21 protein-coding genes and 1 riboswitch are annotated in these 23,297 nt (G+C 59.0%); of the genes, 10 read left to right on the forward strand and 11 right to left on the reverse strand.

Translation table 11 applies throughout. The features are described from left to right. Nucleotides 1-5 precede the first annotated feature (5 nt). Both R6X40_RS03035 and R6X40_RS03040 read left to right on the forward strand, forming a co-directional pair. Nucleotides 6-335: a TfoX/Sxy family protein gene (locus R6X40_RS03035; RefSeq protein ID WP_318410837.1), complete on the forward strand. Its 330-nt coding sequence runs from the start codon at nucleotides 6-8 to the stop codon at nucleotides 333-335. Between the two features lie 97 nt (nucleotides 336-432). Next, nucleotides 433-2,091 (forward strand): urocanate hydratase, encoded by a 1,659-nt coding sequence (locus R6X40_RS03040; RefSeq protein WP_318410839.1) that lies wholly within the window; start codon nucleotides 433-435, stop codon nucleotides 2,089-2,091. A 160-nt stretch (nucleotides 2,092-2,251) separates the two neighbouring features. On the opposite strand, the gene R6X40_RS03045 is transcribed toward R6X40_RS03040, so the two are convergent. The 6 genes from R6X40_RS03045 to R6X40_RS03070 form a co-directional block, all read right to left on the reverse strand. Further along, a complete protein-coding gene (locus R6X40_RS03045; protein WP_318411301.1) occupies nucleotides 2,252-2,725 on the reverse strand; it encodes a 6,7-dimethyl-8-ribityllumazine synthase in 474 nt (157 codons plus the stop codon). 97 nt (nucleotides 2,726-2,822) lie between these two features. Continuing rightward, nucleotides 2,823-2,973: riboswitch (FMN riboswitch) on the reverse strand. 126 nt (nucleotides 2,974-3,099) lie between these two features. Beyond that, nucleotides 3,100-4,164: an ABC transporter ATP-binding protein gene (locus tag R6X40_RS03050; protein ID WP_318410841.1), complete on the reverse strand. Its 1,065-nt coding sequence runs from the start codon at nucleotides 4,162-4,164 to the stop codon at nucleotides 3,100-3,102. Between the two features lie 14 nt (nucleotides 4,165-4,178). Beyond that, nucleotides 4,179-4,967: an ABC transporter permease gene (locus tag R6X40_RS03055; protein WP_318410843.1), complete on the reverse strand. Its 789-nt coding sequence runs from the start codon at nucleotides 4,965-4,967 to the stop codon at nucleotides 4,179-4,181. Next, complete coding sequence (locus R6X40_RS03060; protein ID WP_318410845.1) at nucleotides 4,964-5,836, reverse strand: ABC transporter permease subunit; 873 nt, start codon at nucleotides 5,834-5,836, stop codon at nucleotides 4,964-4,966. The genes R6X40_RS03055 and R6X40_RS03060 overlap by 4 nt, the downstream gene beginning before the upstream one ends. A gap of 71 nt (nucleotides 5,837-5,907) precedes the next feature. Then, complete coding sequence (locus R6X40_RS03065; protein WP_318410847.1) at nucleotides 5,908-7,011, reverse strand: ABC transporter substrate-binding protein; 1,104 nt, start codon at nucleotides 7,009-7,011, stop codon at nucleotides 5,908-5,910. Between the two features lie 241 nt (nucleotides 7,012-7,252). Further along, nucleotides 7,253-8,110: a MurR/RpiR family transcriptional regulator gene (locus tag R6X40_RS03070; RefSeq protein ID WP_318411303.1), complete on the reverse strand. Its 858-nt coding sequence runs from the start codon at nucleotides 8,108-8,110 to the stop codon at nucleotides 7,253-7,255. 290 nt (nucleotides 8,111-8,400) lie between these two features. On the opposite strand from R6X40_RS03070, the gene R6X40_RS03075 reads away from it, so the two are divergent. From R6X40_RS03075 to R6X40_RS03100, 6 genes are all read left to right on the forward strand, one after another. Next, a complete protein-coding gene (locus R6X40_RS03075; RefSeq protein ID WP_318410849.1) occupies nucleotides 8,401-9,168 on the forward strand; it encodes an N-formylglutamate amidohydrolase in 768 nt (255 codons plus the stop codon). A 113-nt stretch (nucleotides 9,169-9,281) separates the two neighbouring features. After that, the gene (locus R6X40_RS03080; RefSeq protein ID WP_318410850.1) at nucleotides 9,282-10,826 is read left to right on the forward strand and encodes an amino acid permease; all 1,545 of its coding nucleotides are present in this window, start codon (nucleotides 9,282-9,284) and stop codon (nucleotides 10,824-10,826) included. 102 nt (nucleotides 10,827-10,928) lie between these two features. Further along, nucleotides 10,929-12,299: a glutamine synthetase family protein gene (locus R6X40_RS03085; RefSeq protein ID WP_318410852.1), complete on the forward strand. Its 1,371-nt coding sequence runs from the start codon at nucleotides 10,929-10,931 to the stop codon at nucleotides 12,297-12,299. Nucleotides 12,300-12,402: 103 nt separating this feature from the next. Continuing rightward, nucleotides 12,403-13,782, forward strand: coding sequence for an aldehyde dehydrogenase family protein (locus R6X40_RS03090; protein ID WP_318410853.1), 1,380 nt, complete (start codon nucleotides 12,403-12,405; stop codon nucleotides 13,780-13,782). Between the two features lie 4 nt (nucleotides 13,783-13,786). Continuing rightward, nucleotides 13,787-14,932 carry an iron-containing alcohol dehydrogenase gene (locus tag R6X40_RS03095; RefSeq protein WP_318410855.1) on the forward strand — a complete coding sequence of 382 codons (1,146 nt, stop codon included), beginning with the start codon at nucleotides 13,787-13,789 and terminating at the stop codon, nucleotides 14,930-14,932. Between the two features lie 227 nt (nucleotides 14,933-15,159). Further along, nucleotides 15,160-15,852, forward strand: a complete 693-nt coding sequence (locus tag R6X40_RS03100; RefSeq protein ID WP_318410857.1) for a ParA family protein — start codon at nucleotides 15,160-15,162, stop codon at nucleotides 15,850-15,852. Nucleotides 15,853-15,917: 65 nt separating this feature from the next. Here the strand turns inward: R6X40_RS03100 and R6X40_RS03105 are convergent, their stop codons facing one another. Continuing rightward, nucleotides 15,918-17,207 carry an FAD-binding oxidoreductase gene (locus R6X40_RS03105; RefSeq protein WP_318410858.1) on the reverse strand — a complete coding sequence of 430 codons (1,290 nt, stop codon included), beginning with the start codon at nucleotides 17,205-17,207 and terminating at the stop codon, nucleotides 15,918-15,920. A gap of 359 nt (nucleotides 17,208-17,566) precedes the next feature. After that, nucleotides 17,567-18,946, reverse strand: a complete 1,380-nt coding sequence (locus R6X40_RS03110) for a L,D-transpeptidase (protein ID WP_318410860.1) — start codon at nucleotides 18,944-18,946, stop codon at nucleotides 17,567-17,569. A 208-nt stretch (nucleotides 18,947-19,154) separates the two neighbouring features. Between R6X40_RS03110 and R6X40_RS03115 the strand changes: the two genes are divergently transcribed. Further along, nucleotides 19,155-20,009, forward strand: a complete 855-nt coding sequence (locus tag R6X40_RS03115; protein WP_318410862.1) for a DUF4432 family protein — start codon at nucleotides 19,155-19,157, stop codon at nucleotides 20,007-20,009. Nucleotides 20,010-20,082: 73 nt separating this feature from the next. Beyond that, nucleotides 20,083-20,421, forward strand: coding sequence for a TIGR01244 family sulfur transferase (locus R6X40_RS03120; RefSeq protein ID WP_318410863.1), 339 nt, complete (start codon nucleotides 20,083-20,085; stop codon nucleotides 20,419-20,421). Nucleotides 20,422-20,499: 78 nt separating this feature from the next. On the opposite strand, the gene R6X40_RS03125 is transcribed toward R6X40_RS03120, so the two are convergent. The 3 genes from R6X40_RS03125 to ugpA are packed head-to-tail and all read right to left on the reverse strand — an operon-like array spanning nucleotide 20,500 to nucleotide 23,285. After that, nucleotides 20,500-21,546 (reverse strand): sn-glycerol-3-phosphate import ATP-binding protein UgpC, encoded by a 1,047-nt coding sequence (locus tag R6X40_RS03125; RefSeq protein WP_318410865.1) that lies wholly within the window; start codon nucleotides 21,544-21,546, stop codon nucleotides 20,500-20,502. Next, entirely contained in the window at nucleotides 21,546-22,394 is an 849-nt protein-coding gene (ugpE, locus tag R6X40_RS03130; protein WP_318410867.1) for a sn-glycerol-3-phosphate ABC transporter permease UgpE, read from the reverse strand. Before ugpE ends, R6X40_RS03125 begins: the two co-directional genes overlap by 1 nt. A 9-nt stretch (nucleotides 22,395-22,403) precedes the next feature. Beyond that, a complete protein-coding gene (gene ugpA, locus R6X40_RS03135) occupies nucleotides 22,404-23,285 on the reverse strand; it encodes a sn-glycerol-3-phosphate ABC transporter permease UgpA (protein WP_318410869.1) in 882 nt (293 codons plus the stop codon). Nucleotides 23,286-23,297 lie beyond the last annotated feature (12 nt).

Consider the following 23,297-nt stretch of genomic DNA (forward strand, 5'->3'; position numbering starts at 1 on the left):
GTGCCATGGCGCGCGATGCCGGTCTTGAGGAGCTGATCAGACAGGAATTGTCTGCGCGGGACGGGATGTCCGAAAAACCGATGTTCGGCGGCCTTGCCTTTCTGCTCGACGGCCGTCTGCTGTGCGGTGCACGCAACGATGGCCTGCTGGTGCGTCTTGGCAAGAGCAATGATGATTGGGCGCTCGCACTTGATGGCATTGAGCTGATGGTGATGGGGGAGCGCCGGATGAATGGCTGGGTGCGTGCTGGTCCGGCTGCCTTTGGTGACGATAGGTTGCGCAAGCGGCTGCTCGATGCGGCGCTCGCCTATGTTCTTGCGCTGCCGCCGAAGTGAACGACAAATGATGCCGTGCTTCCGTCTGCCCGAACTCTCTCCTGAGAGGCAGGGCATGGGCGGGATGTGATCGCAGACAAGAAAAGGAAAGATCGAGATGCCGAAGGCCAATCCCCGTCACCCGAACTTTCCTATCCCCGGCGGGCCGGAATTGCGTGCAAAAGGCTGGCGGCAGGAGGCGTTGTTGCGGCTGATGGAGAATGTGCTGGCTGTTGGCGAGGACCCGGACAACCTGATCGTCTACGCGGCTCTCGGTAAGGCGGCACGCAACTGGGCGTCCCACAGGGCTATCGTCAAGACGCTCATGGAGATGGACGAAGACCAGACGCTGATCATTCAATCGGGCAAGCCGGTGGGGCTGCTCAAGACCCATGCAAAGGCGCCGTTGGTGATCATGGCCAATTGCAACATTGTCGGCCAATGGGCAAAGGCCGAGGTGTTCTATGAGCTGGAAAAGCAGGGGCTGATCTGCTGGGGTGGTCTGACGGCCGGCGCCTGGCAATATATCGGTAGTCAGGGCGTCATTCAGGGCACCTATGAAATCTTCATGCGCATTGCCGAAAACCGTTTTGGCGGTGATCTGGCCGGGCGCTTCATTCTGACGGCCGGTCTCGGCGGCATGGGCGGCGCGCAGCCGCTGGCTGGCCGCATGGCGGGTGCGGCGATCCTGTGCATCGATATCGACCCCGTGCGTGCCGAAAAACGCAAGGCGATCGGCTATCTCGAACATGTGGCTGATGACCTCGACACGGCGCTGGCGATGATCGATCAGGCTATCAAGGAAAAGCGCGCCACCTCCATCGGCCTCGTCGGTAACGCGGCGGCGCTCTATCCCGAGATCGCCCGGCGCGGCATCGTGCCGGATATCGTCACCGACCAGACGTCAGCGCATGATCTGGTCTACGGTTATGTACCGAAGGGCATGAGCATTGAGGAGGTCAAGCGCCTGCGCGTCGATGGTCAGGGCCAGTTGATGGCCGCCAGCCGTGCTTCGATCGTCGATCATGTCAAAGCGATGCTGGAATTCCAAGCCAAGGGTTCCGAGGTCTTCGACAACGGCAACCTGATCCGCACGCAGGCGCGGGAAGGCGGTGTCGCCAATGCCTTCGATATCCGTATCTTCACTGAAGCCTATCTCAGGCCGCTGTTTGCCCGCGCCATCGGCCCCTTCCGCTGGATGGCACTTTCGGGCGAGGAGAGCGATATCGCCCGCATCGACGACCTGCTGCTCGAAATGTTCCCCGACAACAAGATCGTCACCAACTGGATCCGGCTGGCGCGCGAGAATGTGCCGTTCGAAGGCCTTCCCGCCCGCATCGCCTGGCTTGGTCATGGCGAACGCACGGAACTGGCGGTGGCCGTCAATGCGCTGGTCGCCTCCGGTGAGCTCAAAGGACCGATCGCCTTTTCCCGCGATCATCTCGATGCCGGTGCGATGGCGCATCCCAATATCATGACCGAACGCATGAAAGACGGTTCCGACGCCATCGCCGACTGGCCGCTGCTCGATGCGATGCTGCTCTGCTCGTCGATGGCCGATCTCGTCGTCGTCCATTCGGGCGGTGGCGGTTATGCCGGCTATATGACCAGCTGTGGCGTCACCGTTGTTGCCGATGGAACCGAGGCGGGCGCGGAGCGGCTGAGCCACGCGCTGACCAACGACACGGCGCTCGGGGTCATTCGCTATGCGGATGCGGGTTACGAGGATTCGTTGGATGAGATTGGCAAGAAGGGTATCGGATATATCAAGACTTGACCGGCGTGCAGATTGCCTGCGGCCGGTTCCTATTTTCTGTTTTCAGGCCGGGTTTAAATCGGTCCGCTTTCCTGTTCTTTCGGAGAAAGCTTCACGGTTTTAGTTAATGCCCGCAAATACGAATGGCGCGGCCGCCCTGCGGACGCCGCGCCATATTGGATCAGGCGTTGACGAGCGCCAGTTGCGCCCGTGCTGCCAGAATCTGCGAGCAGGCGTTGGCTGCCTCCACGCCCTTGACGACGAAATGGTCGCGGAAGAAGCGGATATGCTGTTCCGATTCCTGGAAATTATGCGGCGTCAGCACGGTCGACAGAACCGGGATGCCGGTGTCGAGCTGAACGCGCATCATGCCGTCGAGCACGGTGCCGGCCACGAAATCGTGGCGGTAAATGCCGCCATCGACAACAAAGGCGGAGCCGATGATGGCCGAGAAGCGGCCGGTTTTTGCCAGCGTCTGGGCATGCAGCGGGATTTCAAGCGCACCGGGAACGTCGAAGATCTCGACATCGGATGCGTTGCCGCCAAGCTTTTGCCATTGGGCGACGAAGGAGTTGACGCATTGATCGACGATATCAGCGTGCCAGCGCGCGCGGATAATGGCGATCTTCTGGGTGGGGTGGGAAGCGATTGTCATGTCAGTCTGGCCTTTCAAGGTTGCCATTTTTCAATGATCCCCTTGGGCGAACACGCAGGCGCGGCGACCCCTTTTTTGACAAGGGATCTCCTGATCTGCTTGCTCTCTTTCATCCGGACTTTAACCGTCGGCTCCGGAATTCAACCGGATCTGCTGACCTTCATGCGGAAGCATGAAGCGCTCGCGGGCTCCAGGACTTGCGTCCCGTTACCGCCGGTGGGGAGTTTCACCCCGCCCTGAGAACGTGCAAGGCTGACTATAGAGATCGAACGGCGGGCGTCAAATGCGTTGTGCGACGCACACAATGAAAAAGGCGACAGATTTTTTCTCAAAATCCGTCGCCTGGAACATTTCATTCCGCCTGCTCGCGGTGGTTACTCGCGGATGATCAGCAAGTCGCTCGCGGTAAAGCGCAATGTCGAGACTTCGCCCACGGCCGGAGGCATCAGGCCGGGAGCGTTGAACATGTCGAACGAGATGACGGCGTCACCGACCTTCATGCGGGTGCGGATGACCGAGCCCAGGAAGTTGCTGGAGACGACTGCGCCGGTAAGCGCCGTGTCGCCTTTGGCACCTTCGGCAATCGATCCTGCTTCCGGACGCAGCGCCAGCGAAACCTTGTCACCGGCCTTGGTCGCGGACCCCAGCGGCTCGCGCAACGTGATCTGCTGATCACCGATAATGATCCGGTTCGTTGCTGGATCGACGACCTTGGCCTCGATGAGATTGAGCGTGCCGACGAAGGAGGCGACGAAGCGCGTGGCCGGTTTGTTGTAGATATCGAACGGCGTGCCGATCTGGTCGGCGCGGCCGCCGTTCATGACGACGATACGGTCGGAAATCGACAGGGCTTCTTCCTGGTCATGGGTGACGAAAACCGTGGTGATGCCGAGCTGCTGCTGGATCATGCGGATTTCCTCGCGCAGCGACACGCGGATCTTGGCATCGAGCGCCGACAACGGCTCGTCAAGCAGAAGGACCTGCGGCTTGGGTGCCAAGGCGCGCGCCAGCGCCACGCGCTGCTGCTGGCCACCGGACATCTGGTAGGGGAAGCGGTCGGCGAGATGGTCCAGATGGATCAGGCCGAGCATTTCCTTGACGCGGGCATCGATAGCCGATTTCTCCATGCCGGCGATCTTCAGGCCGAAGGCGACATTGTCGTGCACGGTCATGTTCGGAAACAGCGCATAAGCCTGGAAGACCATGCCGATATTGCGCTGGTTCGGTTTCAGCTCATTCTGGTTGCGGCCGTTGATGATGACGGTTCCGGCCGACGGCGTTTCGAAGCCGGCGATCATGCGCAGGATTGTCGTCTTGCCGCAGCCGGACGGCCCGAGAAAGGAGACAAATTCTCCCTTTTCGATGGTCATGTTGAAATCCTTGACCACCTGTACGGGGCCAAAGCTCTTCTGAATGCCTGAGAGTTCGAGAAAGGACATAGGCGATCAATACCTCAGGGCTTGGCGGGAGCCGATTTGCTGAAACGGGAGACGAGCTGCAGAAGAACCATGCACCCCCAGGTGATGGCGAACGCGATGACCGCGAGCGCCGGCGGCTCATAGGCGCGATTGGCGCCGATCAGTTGCAGGTAGGGACCGAAGGCCGGCCGGTTGAGCAGCGACGGCATGGTGAACTCGCCGATGACGATGGCAAAGGTGATGAAGGCGCCGGAGAGGACGCCGCTCATGACATTCGGGAAAATACACTTGAACATGATGGTCGGCCAAGAGGCGCCGAGGCTCTGGGCCGCTTCCGTCAGCGTGCCGACATCGATGGTGCGCATGGCGGTATCGACCGAGCGGTACATGTAGGGCAGTGACAGCGTCATGAACGAGAACATCAAAAGCAGGTCGGTGCCACGGGTTGAGCCCGTGAACGGAATGAACGAAGAGGAATTGTAGATCCGGAGATAGCCGAAGACGATGACGATGGCCGGAATAACCAGCGGCATCAGCGTGATAAACTCGACCACCGGGCGCATCTGCGGCAGGCGCAGGCGGACCCAGTAAGCTGTCGGTACGACCAGAAGCACGCCGAAGACGATCGTCAGAATTGCCATCACGATCGAATAGCTGAAGGATTCGCGGAACTGGATGTCCGAAAAAACCGAGCGATAGGCATCGAAGGAATATTCGCCTCGGCGCATGCGCAGCGAGAATTCGAACGTGGCGATCAGAGGAATGACGAAATAGGACGCACCAAACAGGATTGCGATCCAGGCGCTGATTTTTTGTGCCTTCATTTCTGCCACCGTTCGGCACGCATGCGGAGCCAGATGTAGATGAGATTGGAAATCCCGGTGATGACGATCATGCCGAGCGCCAAGGCATACCCGAGATTGGGATTGTGCAGAACGTCGCCGCGGATCTGGGCATAGAGCTGGATCGGCACGATGTTGAAGGTGGAGCCGGTCAGCGAATAGGCCGTCGCGATGGCACCGAAAGCGTTGGCGAACAGAAGCAGCGTCGTGCCGAGGATGCTCGGGAACAGGATCGGCAGGGCGACCTTGGTCCAGTACTGCCTGTTGGTTGCGCCAAGGATTTCAGCGGCTTCGCGCCATTCCTTCTTCAGACCGTCAAGCGCCGGGGTGATAATCAACACCATCAGCGGGATCTGGAAATACATGTAGGTCAGCGTCAGGCCGACGAAGCTCAACAGATTGAAGCCGGTGGCATAGAGATTGATGCCGAACCAGTCGCGCAAAATCATGGTGACGAGGCCGGTGCGGCCAAGGGTGGCTAGAAACGCGAAGGCCAGCGGTACGCCGGCAAAATTGGAGGCGACCCCGGAAAAGGTCAACAGCGACGAGCGGATCCAGGTGGGCAGACCGCCGAGCACCACGGCCCAGGCAAGCCAGAAGCCGATCAAGGCACCACCAATCGAGGAGGCCAGGCTGATCTTGATGGAGATCCAGTAAGAGGCGAGAATCTTGTCGGTGAAGAGCCCGCCAATGTTCTCGAAGGTGAATTCGCCCGCCGGATTGAGGAAGGCGCCGGTGACGAGATAGAGCGTCGGGGCGATCAGGAACATCACTGCAAACAGCAGGAACGGTGTGATCCCGAGCCAGTCGATGGCCGTCTTCTTCAAATCAATGGCCCTGTTGGCGCTCATCCGGAAACCGTCTTGTGAAAATTGAAAAATAGCCTTCCCGCAGGGTGCGGGAAGGCCTTGTTGCGACAGTGTTACTGTACGTTGGCGCCAACGACTGTATCCCAGCCCTTGGTGATGACTTCCTTGTAGGCTTCCTGCTGTTCGAGCGTCGGGAACAGTGCCTTTTCATAGGCAGCGGCCGGCGGCAGCTTGTCGAGCAGGTCCTTCGGGATCTTGTTGTTCTTGGCAAGATCATTGAAGCGGATCGGGTGGCAATAGCCCTTCAGCCAGCCAAGCTGACCTTCGTCGGAATAAAGGTATTCCATCCACAGCTTTGCAGCGTTCGGATGCGGAGCGTAGGCCGAGATTGCCTGAACGTAGACGCCGGCAACAACGCCAGAAGCCGGGATCACAACATCGACCGGCGGGTTGCCGGCAAGCGTGTCACGGTCGGACAGGGCATTGTAGTCCCAGCGCAGGATGATCGGGGTCGTGCCCTGAGCGAGCGGAGCCGACTTGCCGATGACCGGAACGAAATTGCTCTTGGCGTTCAGCTCCTTGAAGAAAGCAAGACCAGCTTCGCCAGCCTTGGCGACATCACCGCCGGCGCTCGAAAGGCCAGCTGCGAAAACGCCGGAGATGGCCTGGTTGGCGGTGCGCGGGTCACCGGCCAGAGCAACCATGTTGGCGAATTCCGGCTTCAGCAGGTCGGCCCAATCCTTCGGGCTTTCCTTGACGAGGTCCTTGTTCACTTCAAAGGCCATGACGCCGTAATAGTCGCCGTACCAGTAGCCGTCAGCATCCTTGGCTGTGTCCGGGATCGAATCCCAGGTTTCAACCTTGTAGGGCTGGATCAGGCCATCGGCCTTGGCTGTCGGGCCGAAGGAGAGGCCGACGTCAATCACGTCAGGAGCCTGGTCACCCTTGTTGTCCTTGTTGGCCTTGATGGCTTCAATTTCGTCGCCCGAGCCGGCGTCCGGGTTCAGTTCGTTGACCTTCAGGCCGTATTTGGCCTTGAAGCCTTCGATGACGCCGCCGTAGCCGCACCAGTCGTGGGGCAGGGCGATGGTCGTCAGGGTGCCTTCTGCCTTGGCAGCGGCGATCAGTTCGGCGCTTGGCTCCGCAGCGGCGATGGCGGTCGTTGCTATGACCATGGCGGTCGAAAGCGAAAGCAGGCGGCGCATGTGTGAAATCACTGGTCTTCTCCTTGTGGTTATATCAGTCAACTTCGAGGAAGCTGATACTGGGGTCCTATGAAGCTTATGTGACAGGCGTTGTCTCCTTTGCGACCAGAGGTTCGCAGGCGGAACACCTTCATTTCATTTTCGAAATTAACATTCGCCCGGGCGCTGGCGTTTTTTATTGCATTCCTCAATTGCGGACATGGCCTCCCCGTACCGGTCGACCCGGTGCCACGTTCCGTACCACTTTCTCCTCCTAAAGCGGCTTTCGAAAAAGCCTCGTTGAATCGAACAGGCCTTCGAGCGTTTTCATGCGGTCATGCGTCTCGTCCCAGATGGAACTCTGCACGGCCTCAATCAGCGCTTCGACGGCAAACAGGGTGACGACCGAGCTGTCCCAAGCGGAAGGTGCTTCGATCTGGATGCGGAAGACGCGCCGCGCCGATTTGGCGATGGGCGAACTCCACTGGTCGGTAAACAGGATGATCTCGACGCCACGGTCACGGGCAATGCGCGACAGGGTTTCCATCTCCTGCTCATAGCGGCGGATGTCGAACATGATCAGGACGTCGCCCTTCTTCATGTCGAGAACATAATGCGGCCAGGAGCTGGAATTGGAGGCGATCTGGGTAACGCCGGAGCGGATGACCTGAAGATGGGTGAAGAAATAGTCGGCCAGTGCCCGGGTAATGCGGCCGCCGACGAGATAGATATTGCGCTTGCGGTCGGCGATCATCGCGGCTGCGCCGTCGAACTCTGCCGTTTCCAGTTGCGCCAGCGTCGCACGCAGATTGTTCATCGTCGCATCGGCGAAACGATTGAGGATATGGGTGCCCGGCGCATTGGCCGCCCAGCGATCATGCTTGCTGATCGGGTTGGATATGGTCGCTTCGAGTTCCTGATGGAGGCGCTGCTGGAAATCGGGAAAGCCCCGGAACCCAATCTTCTGCACCATGCGGGCGACCGTCGGCGTCGATACGCCAGCATTCTCGGCAACAGTCGTGATGCTGCCGAGTCCGGAAACCGGATAGTTGTCGAGAAGCGTCGCTGCCAACTGTTTTTCCGCGCGGGTCAGCACGGCAAAATGGGCGTTGATCACATCCGACACCGTCATGGTGCCTGCGGTATTGGTCAAAATTCATCCCCTGGGCCGGTCTCTGCCAGCTTTGTGACAGAGTAAACATCGCTGTCACAATTCGAGTCAATTGATTTTTTGAAGAGATCGTTTCAGATTCCGGTTGACACCAGTCAAAACGTGAAGAATTCTTTTCAGTATTGGCAGTCAAGCGTGAGTTGAGGAAAACCACCGGCTGTTCGATTCTTGCTTCCACGTATGATTTCAGGGGCTTCCAGCCTATCCAGAAACCGCGTGGTGCCGATCAGGCAACCGGAAGGGGACCGGAGTTGACGGGACTTTTGACAGAGGCGGATGGATCGCCCGTAGCAGTGGAAAACCCGGAGGCGTTGAGCCCGGTGCTGCTGGTCTGCGAACACGCGTCGCGCCGTCTTCCAGAAAAGATGGGTGCGCTTGGGCTCTCAGAAGACGCGCTCAAAAGCCATATCGCCTGGGACCCAGGCGCTCTCGCCGTCTCGCAGCTGTTGGTCAAGAGCCTCGATGCCGCTTTGATATACCAGCGGTTTTCGCGGCTGGTTTATGATTGCAACCGGCCGCCGGAGGCAGACGCCGCGATGCCGGCCGTCAGCGAAGTCTTTGAAATACCCGGCAATGCATCCATTTCCGCTGCCGAGCGGCTGGCCCGGACGGAGGCACTCTACGTGCCTTTCGGCAACGCACTTTCAGACTTCATCGTCGCGCGAAAGGCCCAAGATCGTGCGCCGATCCTGATAACGATGCATACTTTCACGCCGGTCTATCACGGCAAGCAGCGCGACGTCGAAATCGGCATTCTGCACGACGAGGACACCCGGCTGGCGGATGCGATGCTCACTGCCGCTGAGAAAACGCCTGGCTACACTGTGCGCCGGAACGAACCGTATGGACCGTCCGATGGCGTCACCCATACTCTGATAAAGCATGGCTTGAAGAACGGCCTGCTCAACGTAATGATCGAGATCCGCAACGATCTCGTTTCAAATGAAGTCGGCCAAAAGGTCATGGCCGATTATCTGACAGGTATCCTGGGCGAAAGCCTGGTTGCACTGTCGCAATAAAAAGACCTGGGGAGCGGCATGTCCGCGGAGACTGGTCCATGGGCTTCCATGGACACACTGGCATTTCGGCATCCGGCAATACCGCCGGAGGCTGGCTGATACAGGGGAAAAACATGTCAGACTATTCAGATCTCGATAAAAAGCAGGACATGCACGTCCTGCATTCAATGGGTTACGCCCAGGAACTTGAACGGCGGATGAGCTCGTTCTCCAATTTTGCAATCTCATTCTCGATCATCTGCATCATGTCTGGCGGCATCAATTCGCTGGCTCAGGCAACATCGGGCGCTGGCGGTATCGCCATCGGCATCGGCTGGCCGCTTGGTTGCATCATGTCCGGTTTTTTTGCTCTGGCATTGGCGCAGATCTCGTCAGCCTATCCGACAGCAGGCGGGCTCTATCACTGGGGTTCGATCCTCGGCAACCGCTTCACGGGCTGGCTGTCGGCCTGGCTTAACCTGCTCGGTCTGATCACTGTGCTCGGGGCCATCAATGTCGGCACCTACTACTTCTTCTTTGGCGCTTTCGGCACCTATTTCGGCATGGAAGATACGCTGCTGGTTCGCGTTGGCTTCGTTGCGGCCATTACAGCCCTCATGGCATTGATCAACCATATGGGCATCGGCCTGACGGCAAAGCTGACCGATATGTCCGGTTACCTGATCCTCACCGCAGCGATTGCACTGACGATCATTTGCCTGGTTTCGGCGTCTTCCTATGAATTCAGCCGTCTCTTCACGCTGACCAACTATTCCGGCGAAGCCGGTGGCAACGTATGGCCGGCGGTTTCGAGTGGTTGGGTCTTTGCGCTCGGTCTGCTTTTGCCGATCTACACCATCACCGGCTACGACGCATCGGCACATACATCCGAAGAAACCGTCAAGGCGCAGATCTCTGTTCCGCGCGGGATGGTCTCATCCGTGCTTTGGGCTTCGATCTTCGGCTACATCATGCTGTGCGCGTTCGTCATCATGATTCCGAACATGGACGATGCCGCCAAGCAAGGCTGGAACGTGTTCTTCTGGGCCATGGACACCCAGGTCAATCCGACGATCAAGACCATTCTTTACGTCGCGATCGTCATCTCCCAGTTCCTGTGCGGTCTCGCAACGGTCACGTCGGTCTCCCGGATGATCTTCGCGTTCTCGCGCGACAAGGGCCTGCCGGGATCCAGCGTCCTCGCCAAGGTCAGCCCGAAGTTCCGCACCCCCGTTGCCGCGATCTGGACAGGATCCATTCTGTCCGTGCTGTTCGTGTGGGGCACCTCCGAAATCACCATCGGCGAAGCGTCTGCTTACGCCATCGTCGTATCGTGCACGGTCATCTTCCTGTTCCTCTCCTTTGCCGTGCCGATCTTCCTGGGCCTGCGCGCCCACGGTACGCCCAAGTGGAACAAGATGGGCCCTTGGGACCTCGGCCCGACGAAATTCAAGATCGTCAGCGTTCTCGCATTGGTCTCGATGGTTGTCATGTTCGTCATCGGCATCCAGCCGCCGAACGATTGGGCGCTCTACATTACGGTCGGTTTCCTTGTCCTGACGGGTATCGTCTGGATTGCCTTTGAAAACAAACGCTTCAAGGGACCGCCGATCGGCGAGGAAGTTGCCCGCCGGGCGTCTGAGATTGCCGCTGCTGAAAAGGCCGTCGGCCAAATCTGATCGCCAAAGGAAACGACGGAAGCCGCTTTCGGCGGCTTCCGCACCACCTTCTGTGGAACGCGCCTGGGAGGTGCAGTTCCTGCCATTCACGGGATTTTTGCAATGAGCGTCAGCTATTCGTTTGAAGACTTGAAGAAGGATGTCGCCGAAGGCCGCATCGATACGGTTCTGGCCTGCCAGATCGACATGCAGGGACGCCTGATGGGCAAGCGCTTTCATGCGCAGTTCTTTGTCGACAGCGCCTGGGAAGAGACCCATAGCTGCAACTACCTTTTGGCGACCGACCTCGAAATGGAAACGGTAAACGGTTACAAGTCGACGAGCTGGGAATCCGGCTATGGCGACTATACAATGAAGCCTGATCTCTCGACACTTCGCCGCATCCCATGGCTCGAAGGCACGGCGCTGGTTCTCTGCGACATGCTCGACCATCATACCCATAAGGAAGTGCCGCATTCGCCGCGCGCCATCTTGAAGAAACAGGTCGCACGGCTCGAGGCCATGGGCTTGAAGGCCTTCATGGCGACCGAACTTGAATTCTTCCTGTTTGATCAGTCCTATGACGATGCCCGCGAAAGCGGCTACCGCGATCTCAAGCTGGTCAGCGGCTATAATGAAGACTACCACATCTTCCAGACGACAAAGGAAGAGGACGTCATGCGGGCGATCCGCAACGGCCTGCAGGGTGCTGGCATTCCCGTGGAAAACACCAAGGGTGAGGCGTCAGCCGGACAGGAAGAGGTCAACGTGCGTTATGCCGACGCGCTGACCATGGCCGACCGGCATGTGATCATCAAGAACGGCTGCAAGGAAATCGCCTGGTCGCGCGGCAAGGCGATCACTTTCCTTGCCAAGTGGAATTACAATGCGGCCGGTTCGTCGTCGCACATCCACCAGTCGCTCTGGAGTCTGGATGGAAAGAACTCGAAATTCTTCGACAAGGAGGCCGAGTACGGCATGTCGGAGATGATGCGGCAGTATGTTGCCGGGCTTTTGGCGCATGCCGGTGAAATCACCTATTTCCTCGCGCCCTATATCAATTCCTACAAGCGCTTTGTCGCAGGCACCTTTGCACCAACCAAGGCCGTCTGGTCGAAGGACAACCGCACCGCCGGATACCGGATGTGCGGCGAAGGCACCAAGGCGATCCGTATCGAGTGCCGTGTTGGCGGCTCCGATCTCAATCCTTACCTCGCGATGGCTGCGCTGATTGCAGCCGGTATTGCCGGTATCGAGGGCAAGATGGAGCTTGAAGCGCCGTTCGTTGGTGATGCCTATGGTGGCAAGAACATCCGCGAAATCCCCCGCACCCTGCGCGACGCGACGACTGCGCTCAGCAGCTCGAAAATGCTGCTGGATGCTTTCGGGGAAGATGTCATCGAGCACTACACGCGCGCTGCCGAATGGGAGCAGGAAGAATACGATCGCCGCATTACCGATTGGGAAGTGGCGCGCGGGTTCGAGCGGGCGTAGCGCCTTATTTCGGGTGCAGTCGCACTCTATCTGCCACGGGCAGGCCAGCGGGCCGGTCCGTGGCATCCAGCATTCTCAAAGCCTAAAAGACAGGAAGATGATCATGACCATGATCCAATGCATTTCCCCGGTGAACGGGGAGGTTTACGCAGAGCGGCCAGCGGTTGACGCGGCGGTTGCAGCAGCGGCCGTTACCCGCGCCCGTGCAGCCCAGAAAAGCTGGTCGAAGCTTGCGGTCGAAGACCGCGTCAAGCTGGTTATGGCCGGTGTCGCCCGCCTCAACGAGATGGTTGACGAGGTGGTTCCGGAGCTGGCCTGGCAGATGGGCCGCCCGGTTCGTTACGGCGGCGAGTTCCGCGGTTTCAACGAGCGCTCCAACTATGTGGCGACGATTGCGGCCGATGCACTGGCGCCGATCATCGTCGAAGATAGCGCCAGCTTCGAGCGCCGTATCGAGCGCGTCGCCCACGGCGTCGTCTTCGTGATCGCCCCCTGGAACTATCCGTACATGACCGCGATCAACACGGTCGCACCGGCACTGATGGCCGGCAATGCTGTCATCCTCAAACATGCGAGCCAGACGATCCTGGTCGGCGAGCGCATGGTACGCGCCTTTGTTGAGGCAGGCGTTCCGGAAGACGTGTTCCAGAACATCTTCCTCGATCATGCAACGACGTCGCAATTGATCGCGGCCAAGAGCTTCGATTTCGTCAATTTCACCGGTTCGGTCGAAGGCGGCCGGTCGATTGAGCGGGCTGCAGCCGGTACCTTCACCGGTCTTGGCCTCGAGCTTGGCGGCAAGGACCCGGGCTACGTCATGGAAGACGCTGATCTGGATGCTGCCGTCGATACGCTGATGGACGGCGCGATGTTCAACTCCGGACAGTGCTGCTGCGGTATCGAGCGCATCTATGTCAACGAAAACCTCTATGACGATTTCGTCGAGAAGGCCGTTGCCTTTGCGTCGGCTTATAAGCTCGGCAATCCAATGGAGCAGGAAACCTCGCTCGGGCCGATGGCGCACAAGCGCTTTGCCGCGGAAGTGCGTGCGCAGACCGCTGAAGCTATTGCCAAGGGCGCGAAAGCTCTCGTCGATCCGAAACTGTTCCCGCAGGACGATGGCGGCGCCTATCTCGCGCCGCAGGTTCTCGTCGATGTCGATCACTCCATGAAGGTCATGACTGAAGAGAGCTTTGGCCCGGTCGTTGGTATCATGAAGGTGAAGAATGACGCCGAAGCGCTCGCCTTGATGAACGATTGCAAATACGGCCTGACCACTTCGCTCTGGACCAAGGATGCGGAGCGTGCAGCCCGTATCGGACAGGACCTTGAAACCGGTACGGTGTTCATGAACCGCGCCGACTATCTCGATCCGGCTCTCTGCTGGACCGGTGTCAAGGAAACCGGCCGTGGCGGCTCGCTTTCCATCATCGGTTTCCAGAACCTGACCCGCCCGAAATCCTACCACCTGAAGAAAGCCTGAACCGATGACCATCACAGCCAACTGGAGCTACCCGACATCCATCAAGTTCGGGGCAGGGCGGATCAAGGAACTTGCTGATCATTGCAAGGCGCTTGGCATCAAGAAGCCGCTGCTGGTGACAGACCGCGGCCTCGCGCCGATGCCGATCACTCAGAATGCGCTCGATATCCTCGAAGCCGCAGGCCTCGGCCGCGCGCTGTTTGCCGATGTTGACAGCAATCCGACTGACGTCAACCTCGACGCCGGTGTCAAGGCATTCAAGGCCGGTGGCCATGACGGCGTCATCGCCTTCGGTGGCGGCTCCGGCCTCGACCTCGGCAAGTGCGTTGCATTCATGGCAGGCCAGACTCGTCCAGTCTGGGATTTCGAGGATGTCGGCGATTGGTGGACCCGCGCCAGCGTCGAAGGCATTGCGCCGATCATCGCCGTGCCGACAACAGCCGGGACCGGCTCCGAAGTCGGCCGCGCCTCCGTCATCACGAACTCCGAGACGCATACCAAGAAGGTGATCTTCCATCCGAAGTTCCTTCCCGCCGTCACCATCTGCGATCCGGAACTGACGGTCGGCATGCCGAAGGTCATCACTGCCGGGACCGGCATGGATGCTTTTGCCCATTGCCTGGAAGCCTACTGCTCGCCGTTTTACCATCCGATGTCGGCCGGTATTGCACTTGAAGGCCTGCGCCTCGTCAAGGAATACCTGCCGCGCGCCTATAAGGACGGTACGGATATCGAAGCTCGCGCCCATATGATGTCGGCCGCCGCCATGGGTGCCGTCGCCTTCCAGAAGGGGCTCGGCGCCATCCACTCGCTGTCGCATCCGGTCGGCGCGATCTACAACACCCATCACGGCATGACCAATGCCGTCGTCATGCCGCCGGTATTGCGTTTCAACCGCTCTGCTATCGAAGGCAAGATTGGCCTGGCAGCCGCCTATCTCGGCATTTCCGGCGGCTTCGATGGCTTCTACGACTATGTGCTGAGGCTGCGCGAGGAACTCGGCGTTCCCGACAGGCTGTCGGCGCTCGGTGTCGGCACAGACCGTATCGATGAAATGGCAGCCATGGCGATCGTCGATCCGACGGCTGGCGGCAATCCGGTCGAGTTGACACTCGATGCGGCCAAGCAGCTGTTCCGCGACTGCATTTAACTTTCTGGTCCGGCCACGTGGACATCGAAAAGCCCGGAAAACCATGGTTTTCCGGGCTTTTTTCATGTCCAGCAGCGCCGTTCATGGCCGACTAGTTAATTCTCGGGAGGCGGCATTCAGTCTTTGTTAACCACGATCTGAAAGGTTTGATTAACCGAAGCGCGATGGATTTTGCGTCTTGCGGGAGCCATGCCGGGGCTCAAACCTTTTTCAGACAGGACACGGACATGCCAGTCATTACATTCGCAAACACCAAGGGCGGCGCGGGCAAGACGACCGCTGCGTTGATTCTGGCAACGGAACTCGCGCGCACCGGCGCTCGGGTGACCATTCTCGATGCCGATCCGCAGCACTGGATTTCCCATTGGCACGATATTTCGGGAAAGGTTCCGAATATCGAGGTGATCTCCTACGTGACGATGGCGTCGATCCAGACGCATATCAACGATAACAGGGCGACGACCGATTATTTCATCATCGATCTTGCCGGTGCGCGCAACACGCTGATGGCAACTGCCATTGGGCTTTCCGACCATGTGATGATCCCGATCCAGGGCTGTGCCATGGATGCCAAGGGCGGCGCCCAGGTGCTGGAATTGCTCGGTTATCTCGAGGAAAAGGCTGGCATCCGTATCAATCATTCGGTCGTGCTGACGCGCGTCAACTCGCTGGTGACGACACGGGCATTGCAGGTGGTGAAGCAGCTGCTTTCCGAGCGTTCCGTGCCGGTGCTGGATACGCCGATCATTGAGCGCGCCGCCTTCCGCGACATTTTCGACTGTGGCGGCACGTTGCAGACGATGGACCCAACACGGGTCAGCAATCTCGACAAGGCCTGTCAGAACGCCCGTGCCTTTGGTGACGAAGTGCGCAGGCTTGTTCCGCTCCGGCTGACCCGCAGCATGCGCCGCGCCGCCTGAGGCCGGATAGTAGACCAATTCGACGCCGCGCGTTTTTCGCGCGGCGTTTTGCGTTTAATGAGCACTTAAAATCGGCGATCGATGAAATGTTTGGCCTGCGCGCCGGCGTGATAAAAGGCCGACTTGAGGCTGCGCCACGGATCGGGCGTCAGCGGTGTTTCAGCAAGCGGCAGGGCGTTTGGTTCGCCGGCCACATGGTTGGCCAGTGCGCGGCCAAAGACTGTGCCGGGTGCGATGCCGCGGCCGTTGTAGCCGCTGACAGAAAAGACGTTCGGCGCCATCACGTGCATCTGCGGCAAGTTGTTGGTGGTCATGCCGATGCGGCCGTCCCACCAGTGCTCGAAGCGGAAATCGCCAAGGGCTGGGAAGAGCTTGCGCAGCGAACGCTCGGCAAAGGCGCGGTGGGTGCCCTCGGCCAGTGCATCGAGGCGCCCGACGCTGCCAAAGATCAGCCGGTTCTGCTGGTCCATCCGGAACGAGGTCATCACCAGGCCGGTGTCCCAGCAGCCTTGCCGCTCGGGCAGGATGGTGCGGGCGATATTGTCGGAGAGCGGGTTCGTTGCGAACTGGAAGTAGGGCAGGATCGTCAGTTCCTGGGTATAGGACGTCCAGGGCGTCTGGGCGAGCATATCGCCATAGGCGTTGGTGGCGACGATGATGGATTTGGCGGTGATGGTGCCACCACCGGCTGACAGCTTCCAGAGATCGCCCTTGCGCTCGGCCGAGCGCAGCGGCGTTTCTGTGTAAATCTGGGCGCCTGCGTCCAGGGCGGCGCGGGCAAGGCCCCGGGCATAGGCCAGTGGCTGGATGGTTCCTGCCCGCCGGTCGAGCAGCGCTCCGGCAAAGCCGGCTGCGCCTGTCAGCGACTTGGCGCGATCAGCACTGACGACTTCGACGGGTGCACCAAACGCCTTCCACTGCCGCTCACGGTCTTGAATGTCCTTCAGCCCCTCGGCTCCGACGGCGAGATGCAGCGTTCCATTGCGTACGACTTCGCAGGCAATCGCGTGTTTTTCGACAAGCTGATAGACCAGCGATGGGCCATCACCGAGTTCGGTCAGCAGCCGCGTCCCCACCTGCGAACCGAGTGTTGCAATCAGGTCCTCGGGCTTGGTCCACATGCCGGCATTGACCAGCCCGACATTACGGCCGGAGCCGCCGAAGCCGATCATTTTTGCCTCAGCTATAGCAACACTGACACCCTTTTCCGCGAGATGCAGGGCGGCCGAAAGGCCGGTAAAGCCGCCACCGATTACCGCGACATCGACCGTGATATCGGTTGCAAGCGGTCCTGTTTTCGGAGCCGCCGGCGCCGTGGCATGCCAGAGGTTGGGAAGTGTGCGTTCGGCGGCCATGACGGCATTCCTCGTCTGTCGGAATTGGTTTTTCAGTTCTCCGACAGATAAAGCATCGCGGCAATGTCTTTTAATGACAAAATCTGATGAGGTCATGAGGCTGCGAAATATCGCCTCGATGCATTGGTGGGGTATCAGGTGGGTGAGGTCGCGGCGTTACCAAGCTAAACGCCACGACCCCCGATCTCCGCCTCCGCGAAACTGTGCCCAATCATATCGCGTTCTGTACCGGTAAGCCGGCGCTGCGACGGGGTATGCGCGCCAAGGCTACAGTTGATCGTAGACTCGACGCACCCATTTTGACCGGCCCACGCATTCCGTCACCCCCCAAATAGGGGAGGTTTCTGTAAATTTAAGCTCTAGTCCGTGAATTCGACCGTCGTGCCGACACTGACCATTTTGGCAAGCTCCGTCGCGTCCCAGTTGGTCAGGCGAACGCAGCCATGGCTTTGGGTCTTGCCGATCTTGGACGGTTCCGGGGTTCCGTGGATGCCGTAGGTCGGCTTCGACAGCGCGATCCAGACCGTGCCGACCGGACCGTTCGGGCCGGGCTGCAAGGTGAGGACCTTGTCGTTCTGGCCCTGCTTGAAGTTGATCTTCGGATTGTAGGTGTAGCCGGGGTTCAGGGCGATCCGATCGACCTGAACCGTGCCCGAAGGTGACGGCGTGTCGGATGAGCCGATGGTTGCCGGATAGGCGGCAATCAATGTTCCGGCCTCGTCATAGGCCAATACCTGCTTGCGGTATTTGTCAGCGACGATGCGGGTGACTTTGCCCTTTTTGGCCTCGCCGGGATTGATCACCTTGATGATTGTGCCCGGAATAGTGAAATCGATGCCGGGGTTCAATTCGCGCAGATAGGCCTCGTCCATGTGGAATTTCTCGCCCAGCATCTCGCTCGTCGACGTGAAGGAGAGGTGCGGCAGGACCGCCTTGTGGGCATAGTCTTCCGGAATGGAGGCGACGTAAGGGCCGGCGGCGTCGGCTGCCGTGATCGTGTACGTGGTGATCGGCAGACCGCCGGTGAAACGAAGCCGCTCAAGAATGTCGTCGGTATTGTTCGGGTCCAGCGTTTCGCCGGTGGCCTGTTGCCAGGCCTCGATCGCTTTGGTCACATTGGAACCAGTCTTGCCGTCGATGACGCCCGGAGAAAAGCCTTCCCGATCCAGGAAGACCTGCAGCGCGGTGATTTCGGCGCTGGATTTCTTGGTGATCCGGGCAGCAGACGGCAGGGATTGGCGCGCCGGGGCGTTTTCCTCCGGCGGCAGCGCCGCCATGTCATTCTCGTCCTGCATCGGCAATTGCTGGCGATCGACGTCGCGCGGCGTGGAATCGCGATAGTCCGGAATCGAGCCGGTGATATCGCCGGGCTGGGTAAAGTCCTGGTCGGTGAACGCGGGATCGGAATAACCATAGTCAGGATTGGTATAAACGTCGCGGTTACGCTCGCGGCGGCGCATGTCATTACGTTGTATGTCTTTGCCTTGACGGCCTGATCCCATCACTGTCGCGACGATATTTCCCCAACTGTCGACCAGAACGGTGCGGCCGCGGCGGTCACGCGTCATCTGCACGTCGCCGGAGTCAGGAATATAATCGAGAATGTCACCCTGCGGTGTCACCAAAACCGAATTGGGCGGCAGGCGGCCGTAACTGTCCTGCGCGTCGGCGGCAGAGGCAAAAGCGAGCGCGCTGACGGCTGAAAAAAGGGCAAGGCGGGTTCTGAAAACGAACGTCACGGTGAAACCTGTTATCTGGCAGTTGAACTCGGGGCGTACAAATCAAATGGGACGGTAATATGAATAAACTGAATTCATTATGAACAGTTCCCTAAAATCCTACAAATTCGGTGAGTTGCCCATTTCAGCCAGGTGATGAACCCGTTTCTTTGCGCTAGTTTTGGCCTGTTACCGATTCAGCCGGTTGGAACACACGGGAGAACAAAGAATGTCGATCCGAATCTCCGCCGCCGACTGGGAAAATGATTTCCAGATTCTTCTCGACCGTCAGTCTGCCTTGGACATCGGTGCCTTCGTCGTCGATGGGGTCGATCTTTCGCCGGGCACTGCAATTCCATCCGATGGCGACCGGCGTATCGACCATGCGCTGCAGGGTTTTTTCTTCACCTGCGGCCCAGACCACATCCGCCACCCCGAGCCCGTCGAGGGAAGCGACGAAGGGCGGACATTTCCCTTGCACGGATCGCTGTGCGGCACTCCGGTCGGCGAGACCCGGCTGTCGCAGCCGGATGAACCACCGGGCTGCACCGCGCTGACCGAGGTTTTGCTTGCGAGCGGAGGAAAGGCCAGCGTTTCCAGACAGTGGGCCGTCAGCCACGACAAGCGGGAGGTCACGCTGTCGGACCGGGTCACGAATACGGGCGACAGCCCGTTTGCGCCGATGCTGATGTATCACATGAATATCGGCGGCTGGCTGGCAGGCGCTGAAACACAGATCAGCGGAACGATGTTTGGAGATGAAAAGCGGCATTGGCGATTCGGCGACGGCGAACGCGCAGTTTTCTGTCTACCGGCGACACCGGGTGCCGAAGATGGCTGGGCGCAAATGGAGATAGGGCCTTTCGAGGCTCTGGCCGGCCGGTCTCTGGTTGTCCGATTTGCCACGGACACATTGCCGTTCCTGCAGATGTGGCGTTGTGAGAGCGGTGCCGCCAATGTCATTGGCATCGAACCTGTTTCTCACCGGCTTGCCAAACGGACCGAGCTTGCGGTCTCCGGCGAAATGCCGATGCTAGCGCCGGGCGAGACGGTCGAATATGCGCTGGCGTTCCAGATACGGTGATCCGCGTTTCCAATTGACGCCCGGCATAGCCGGTCCTACATCAGTCCGGCCATTATTGTGAGGAAGGCTTGCCATGGACATTCGCCAGATCAACGATGAATATTCGGTCACCGGACAGATTTCCGTCGAGGACCTCGACGCGATCAAGGCGATGGGGTTCAAGTCCATCGTCTGCCACCGCCCAGATTTCGAACAGCCAGACCAGCCGCAGTTCGAAACGATCGCTGCGCGTGCCAAGGAGCTTGGCCTCGACATCACCCATATCCCGGTCGGCCCGATGGGCGTAACCGCCGATTCAGTGCGCGAGATGGTCGATGCGCTGGATACGTTCGAGCGCCCGATGCTCGGCTATTGCCGCTCCGGTGCCCGCTCGACCAATGTCTACCAGCAGACCCAGCACATTCGCGGCTGATATGGATTTCGATCACCGCGCAGTCTTCCGATTGCGCGGTGATGCTTTATCCGGTGGGAGCAGCCTTCCTGTGCGTGCTCAACCCAGCCGCCGACCCGCTTCGTCGAAAAAGTGCAGGCTCTCCCATGCAGCGTGAACCGTGGCGAGCTCATCGAGAGCAATCTTTGAGCGGCCGGGCACGCGAAATACGATTGGCTGGCGATCCGGCAACGTGCCGTGAACATAGCTCTCTGCTCCAACCAGTTCCACGGCCGCGACTTTCACATCGATCGTCAGGCCGCTGTCTGACCCGTTCGAAGCCGCAAGATGCAGGTCTTCCGGCCGCACACCCAGTGTCACTGTCCCATCGGGCAGAGAAGTCCCATTCCCGATACGCCACTCTTTCGACGGACTTTTTGACAGCAGATTCATCGACGGTGAGCCGATAAAGGTTGCCACGAATGTCGTTTGAGGTTTTTCGTAAAGCTCGATCGGTGTTCCCACCTGCTCGATCCGGCCGGCGTTCAAAACGACGAGCCTGTCGGCCAATGTCATGGCCTCCATCTGATCATGCGTTACGTAAACGCTTGTTGTGGCGAGCGAGCGCTGCAGGCGCTTGATCTCGACACGCATCTGGACGCGCAGCTTGGCATCCAGGTTTGAAAGAGGCTCATCGAATAGGTAGGCCGCCGGTTCGCGAACGATTGCACGGCCCATCGCGACACGCTGGCGCTGGCCTCCGGATAACTGGCGTGGCTTTCGATCGAGGAAAGGTTCAATCTCCAGTGCTTTTGCCGCATCTGCGATCCGCCGGTCTATCTCGTCTTTCGGTGTGTTGCGGTTCTTCAGGCCATAGGCGAGGTTTTGGCGAACCGTCATGTGCGGATAGAGCGCGTAATTCTGGAAGACCATGGCGATATCGCGCTCGGACGGTTCGAGCTCGTTGACCACGCGGTCGCCAATCGAGATTGTGCCACCTGTAATGCTTTCAAGGCCGGCAATCATGCGCAAAAGGGTCGATTTTCCGCAGCCTGACGGGCCGACCAGCACCACCAGTTCTCCATCGGCGATATCAAGGGACACCCCCTGGATGGCATCGATCGAACCATACTTCTTGCGGACGTTATCTAAGATAATATTGGCCATTATTTCTCCGTGTCCACGAGACCTTTGACGAACCATCGCTGCATCAGCACCACGACGAGAATGGGGGGGATGATGGCGAGGATCGCCGTCACCATGACGTAATTCCAGGGTGTCGAAGCGTCGGTGAAATCGACCATGCGCCGCAGGCCGATAATGATCGTGTTCATCTTGGCATCGTTGGTCACAAGCAATGGCCACAGATACTGAGTCCACCCGTAGATGAAGAGAATGACGAACAGCGCGGCGATATTGGTTCTCGACAGCGGCAGCAGGATATCGCGCATGAAACGAAATGGCCCGGCATTGTCGATGCGGGCAGCTTCAACCAGTTCGCCGGGGATCGTCAGGAAGAACTGGCGAAACAAGAATGTCGCTGTCGCGGATGCCATCAGCGGGAGCGTCAACCCGGCATAGGTATCGATCAAGCCGAGATCGACGATGACCTTGTAGGTCGGCAGGATGCGCACCTCCACCGGCAGCATGAGCGTGATGAAGATCATCCAGAAAAACGCCATCCGGAAAGGAAAGCGAAAGAAGACGATGGCGAAGGCCGACAGAAAGGAAATCACGATCTTGCCCACGGCAATCGCGATGGCCACCACGAAGGAGTTGAAAAGCAACCGCTCCAGGCTCACGCCAACGACCCGTTCGACGCCACCGGCCATGGCTTCGGTATAGTTTTCAACCATATGGCCGCCGGGAAGCAAAGACATAGGCGGCCGGATGATCGCCTCGGAGGTCGTCGTCGAGGCGATGAACGTGTAGTAAATCGGGAAGGCAACGATGATGATCCCAAGGATCAGGATGAGGTGGCCGACCAGATTGGCGATGGGACGTTTTTCAATCATCTCTTGCCCTCAGCCATAATGGACCCGTTTCTCGACGAAGCGGAACTGGAACGCGGTGAGCCCGATGACGATCACCATCAGGATGACGGATTGGGCGGCTGAAGAGCCAAGGTTCAGATTGACGAAGCCGTCATTGTAAACCTTGTAGACCAGCGTTTCCGTCGCCTTGGCAGGGCCGCCTCCCGTGACCGCGTGAATAATGCCGAAGGTATCGAAGAAGGCATAAACCGTGTTGACGACCAGAAGGAAGAATGTGGTCGGTGCAAGAAGCGGAAAGACGATGGTCCAGAAGCGCCGGCTGCCACGGGCGCCGTCAATCGAGGCAGCCTCGATCAACGATTTCGGAATGGCCTGCAGACCCGCCACGAAAAACAGGAAATTGTAGCTGATCTGCTTCCAGGCGGCGGCAACGACAACCAGCGACATTGCCTGATTACCGTTCAAAAGGGGATCCCAGGCAAAGCCATTCCGGCGTAGAAGATAAGCAAGCGTGCCCATGGCCGGATTGAACATGAAAAGCCAGAGCATGCCGGCGACAGCTGGTGCGACCGCATAAGGCCAGATCAGCAGCGTGCGATAGAACCCTTGACCGCGTACGACCTTGTCGGCAGCTGTGGCGAGAAGCAGGGCGACGCCCATCGAGACAAGGGCCGTCAAAAGACTGAAGACGACCGTCACCTGCAGGGCGTGAATATAGTTCGGATCGGACAGAACCGACTTGAAGTTTGCAAGGCCGACGAAACCGCTTTTCAGGCCAAACGGATCCTGCCGCACCATGGATTGGTACAGTGCCTGACTGGCTGGCCAGAAAAAGAAGATGAGCGTCAGTATGATCTGCGGGGCGATCAGCAGATACGGCAGGACCTTGTTGGGAAACGCAACAGTGTGCACGGGGTTCTCCTC

Origin of the sequence: Rhizobium sp. PL01 (genome assembly GCF_033447125.1) — a bacterium.
Lineage (GTDB): Bacteria > Pseudomonadota > Alphaproteobacteria > Rhizobiales > Rhizobiaceae > Pararhizobium.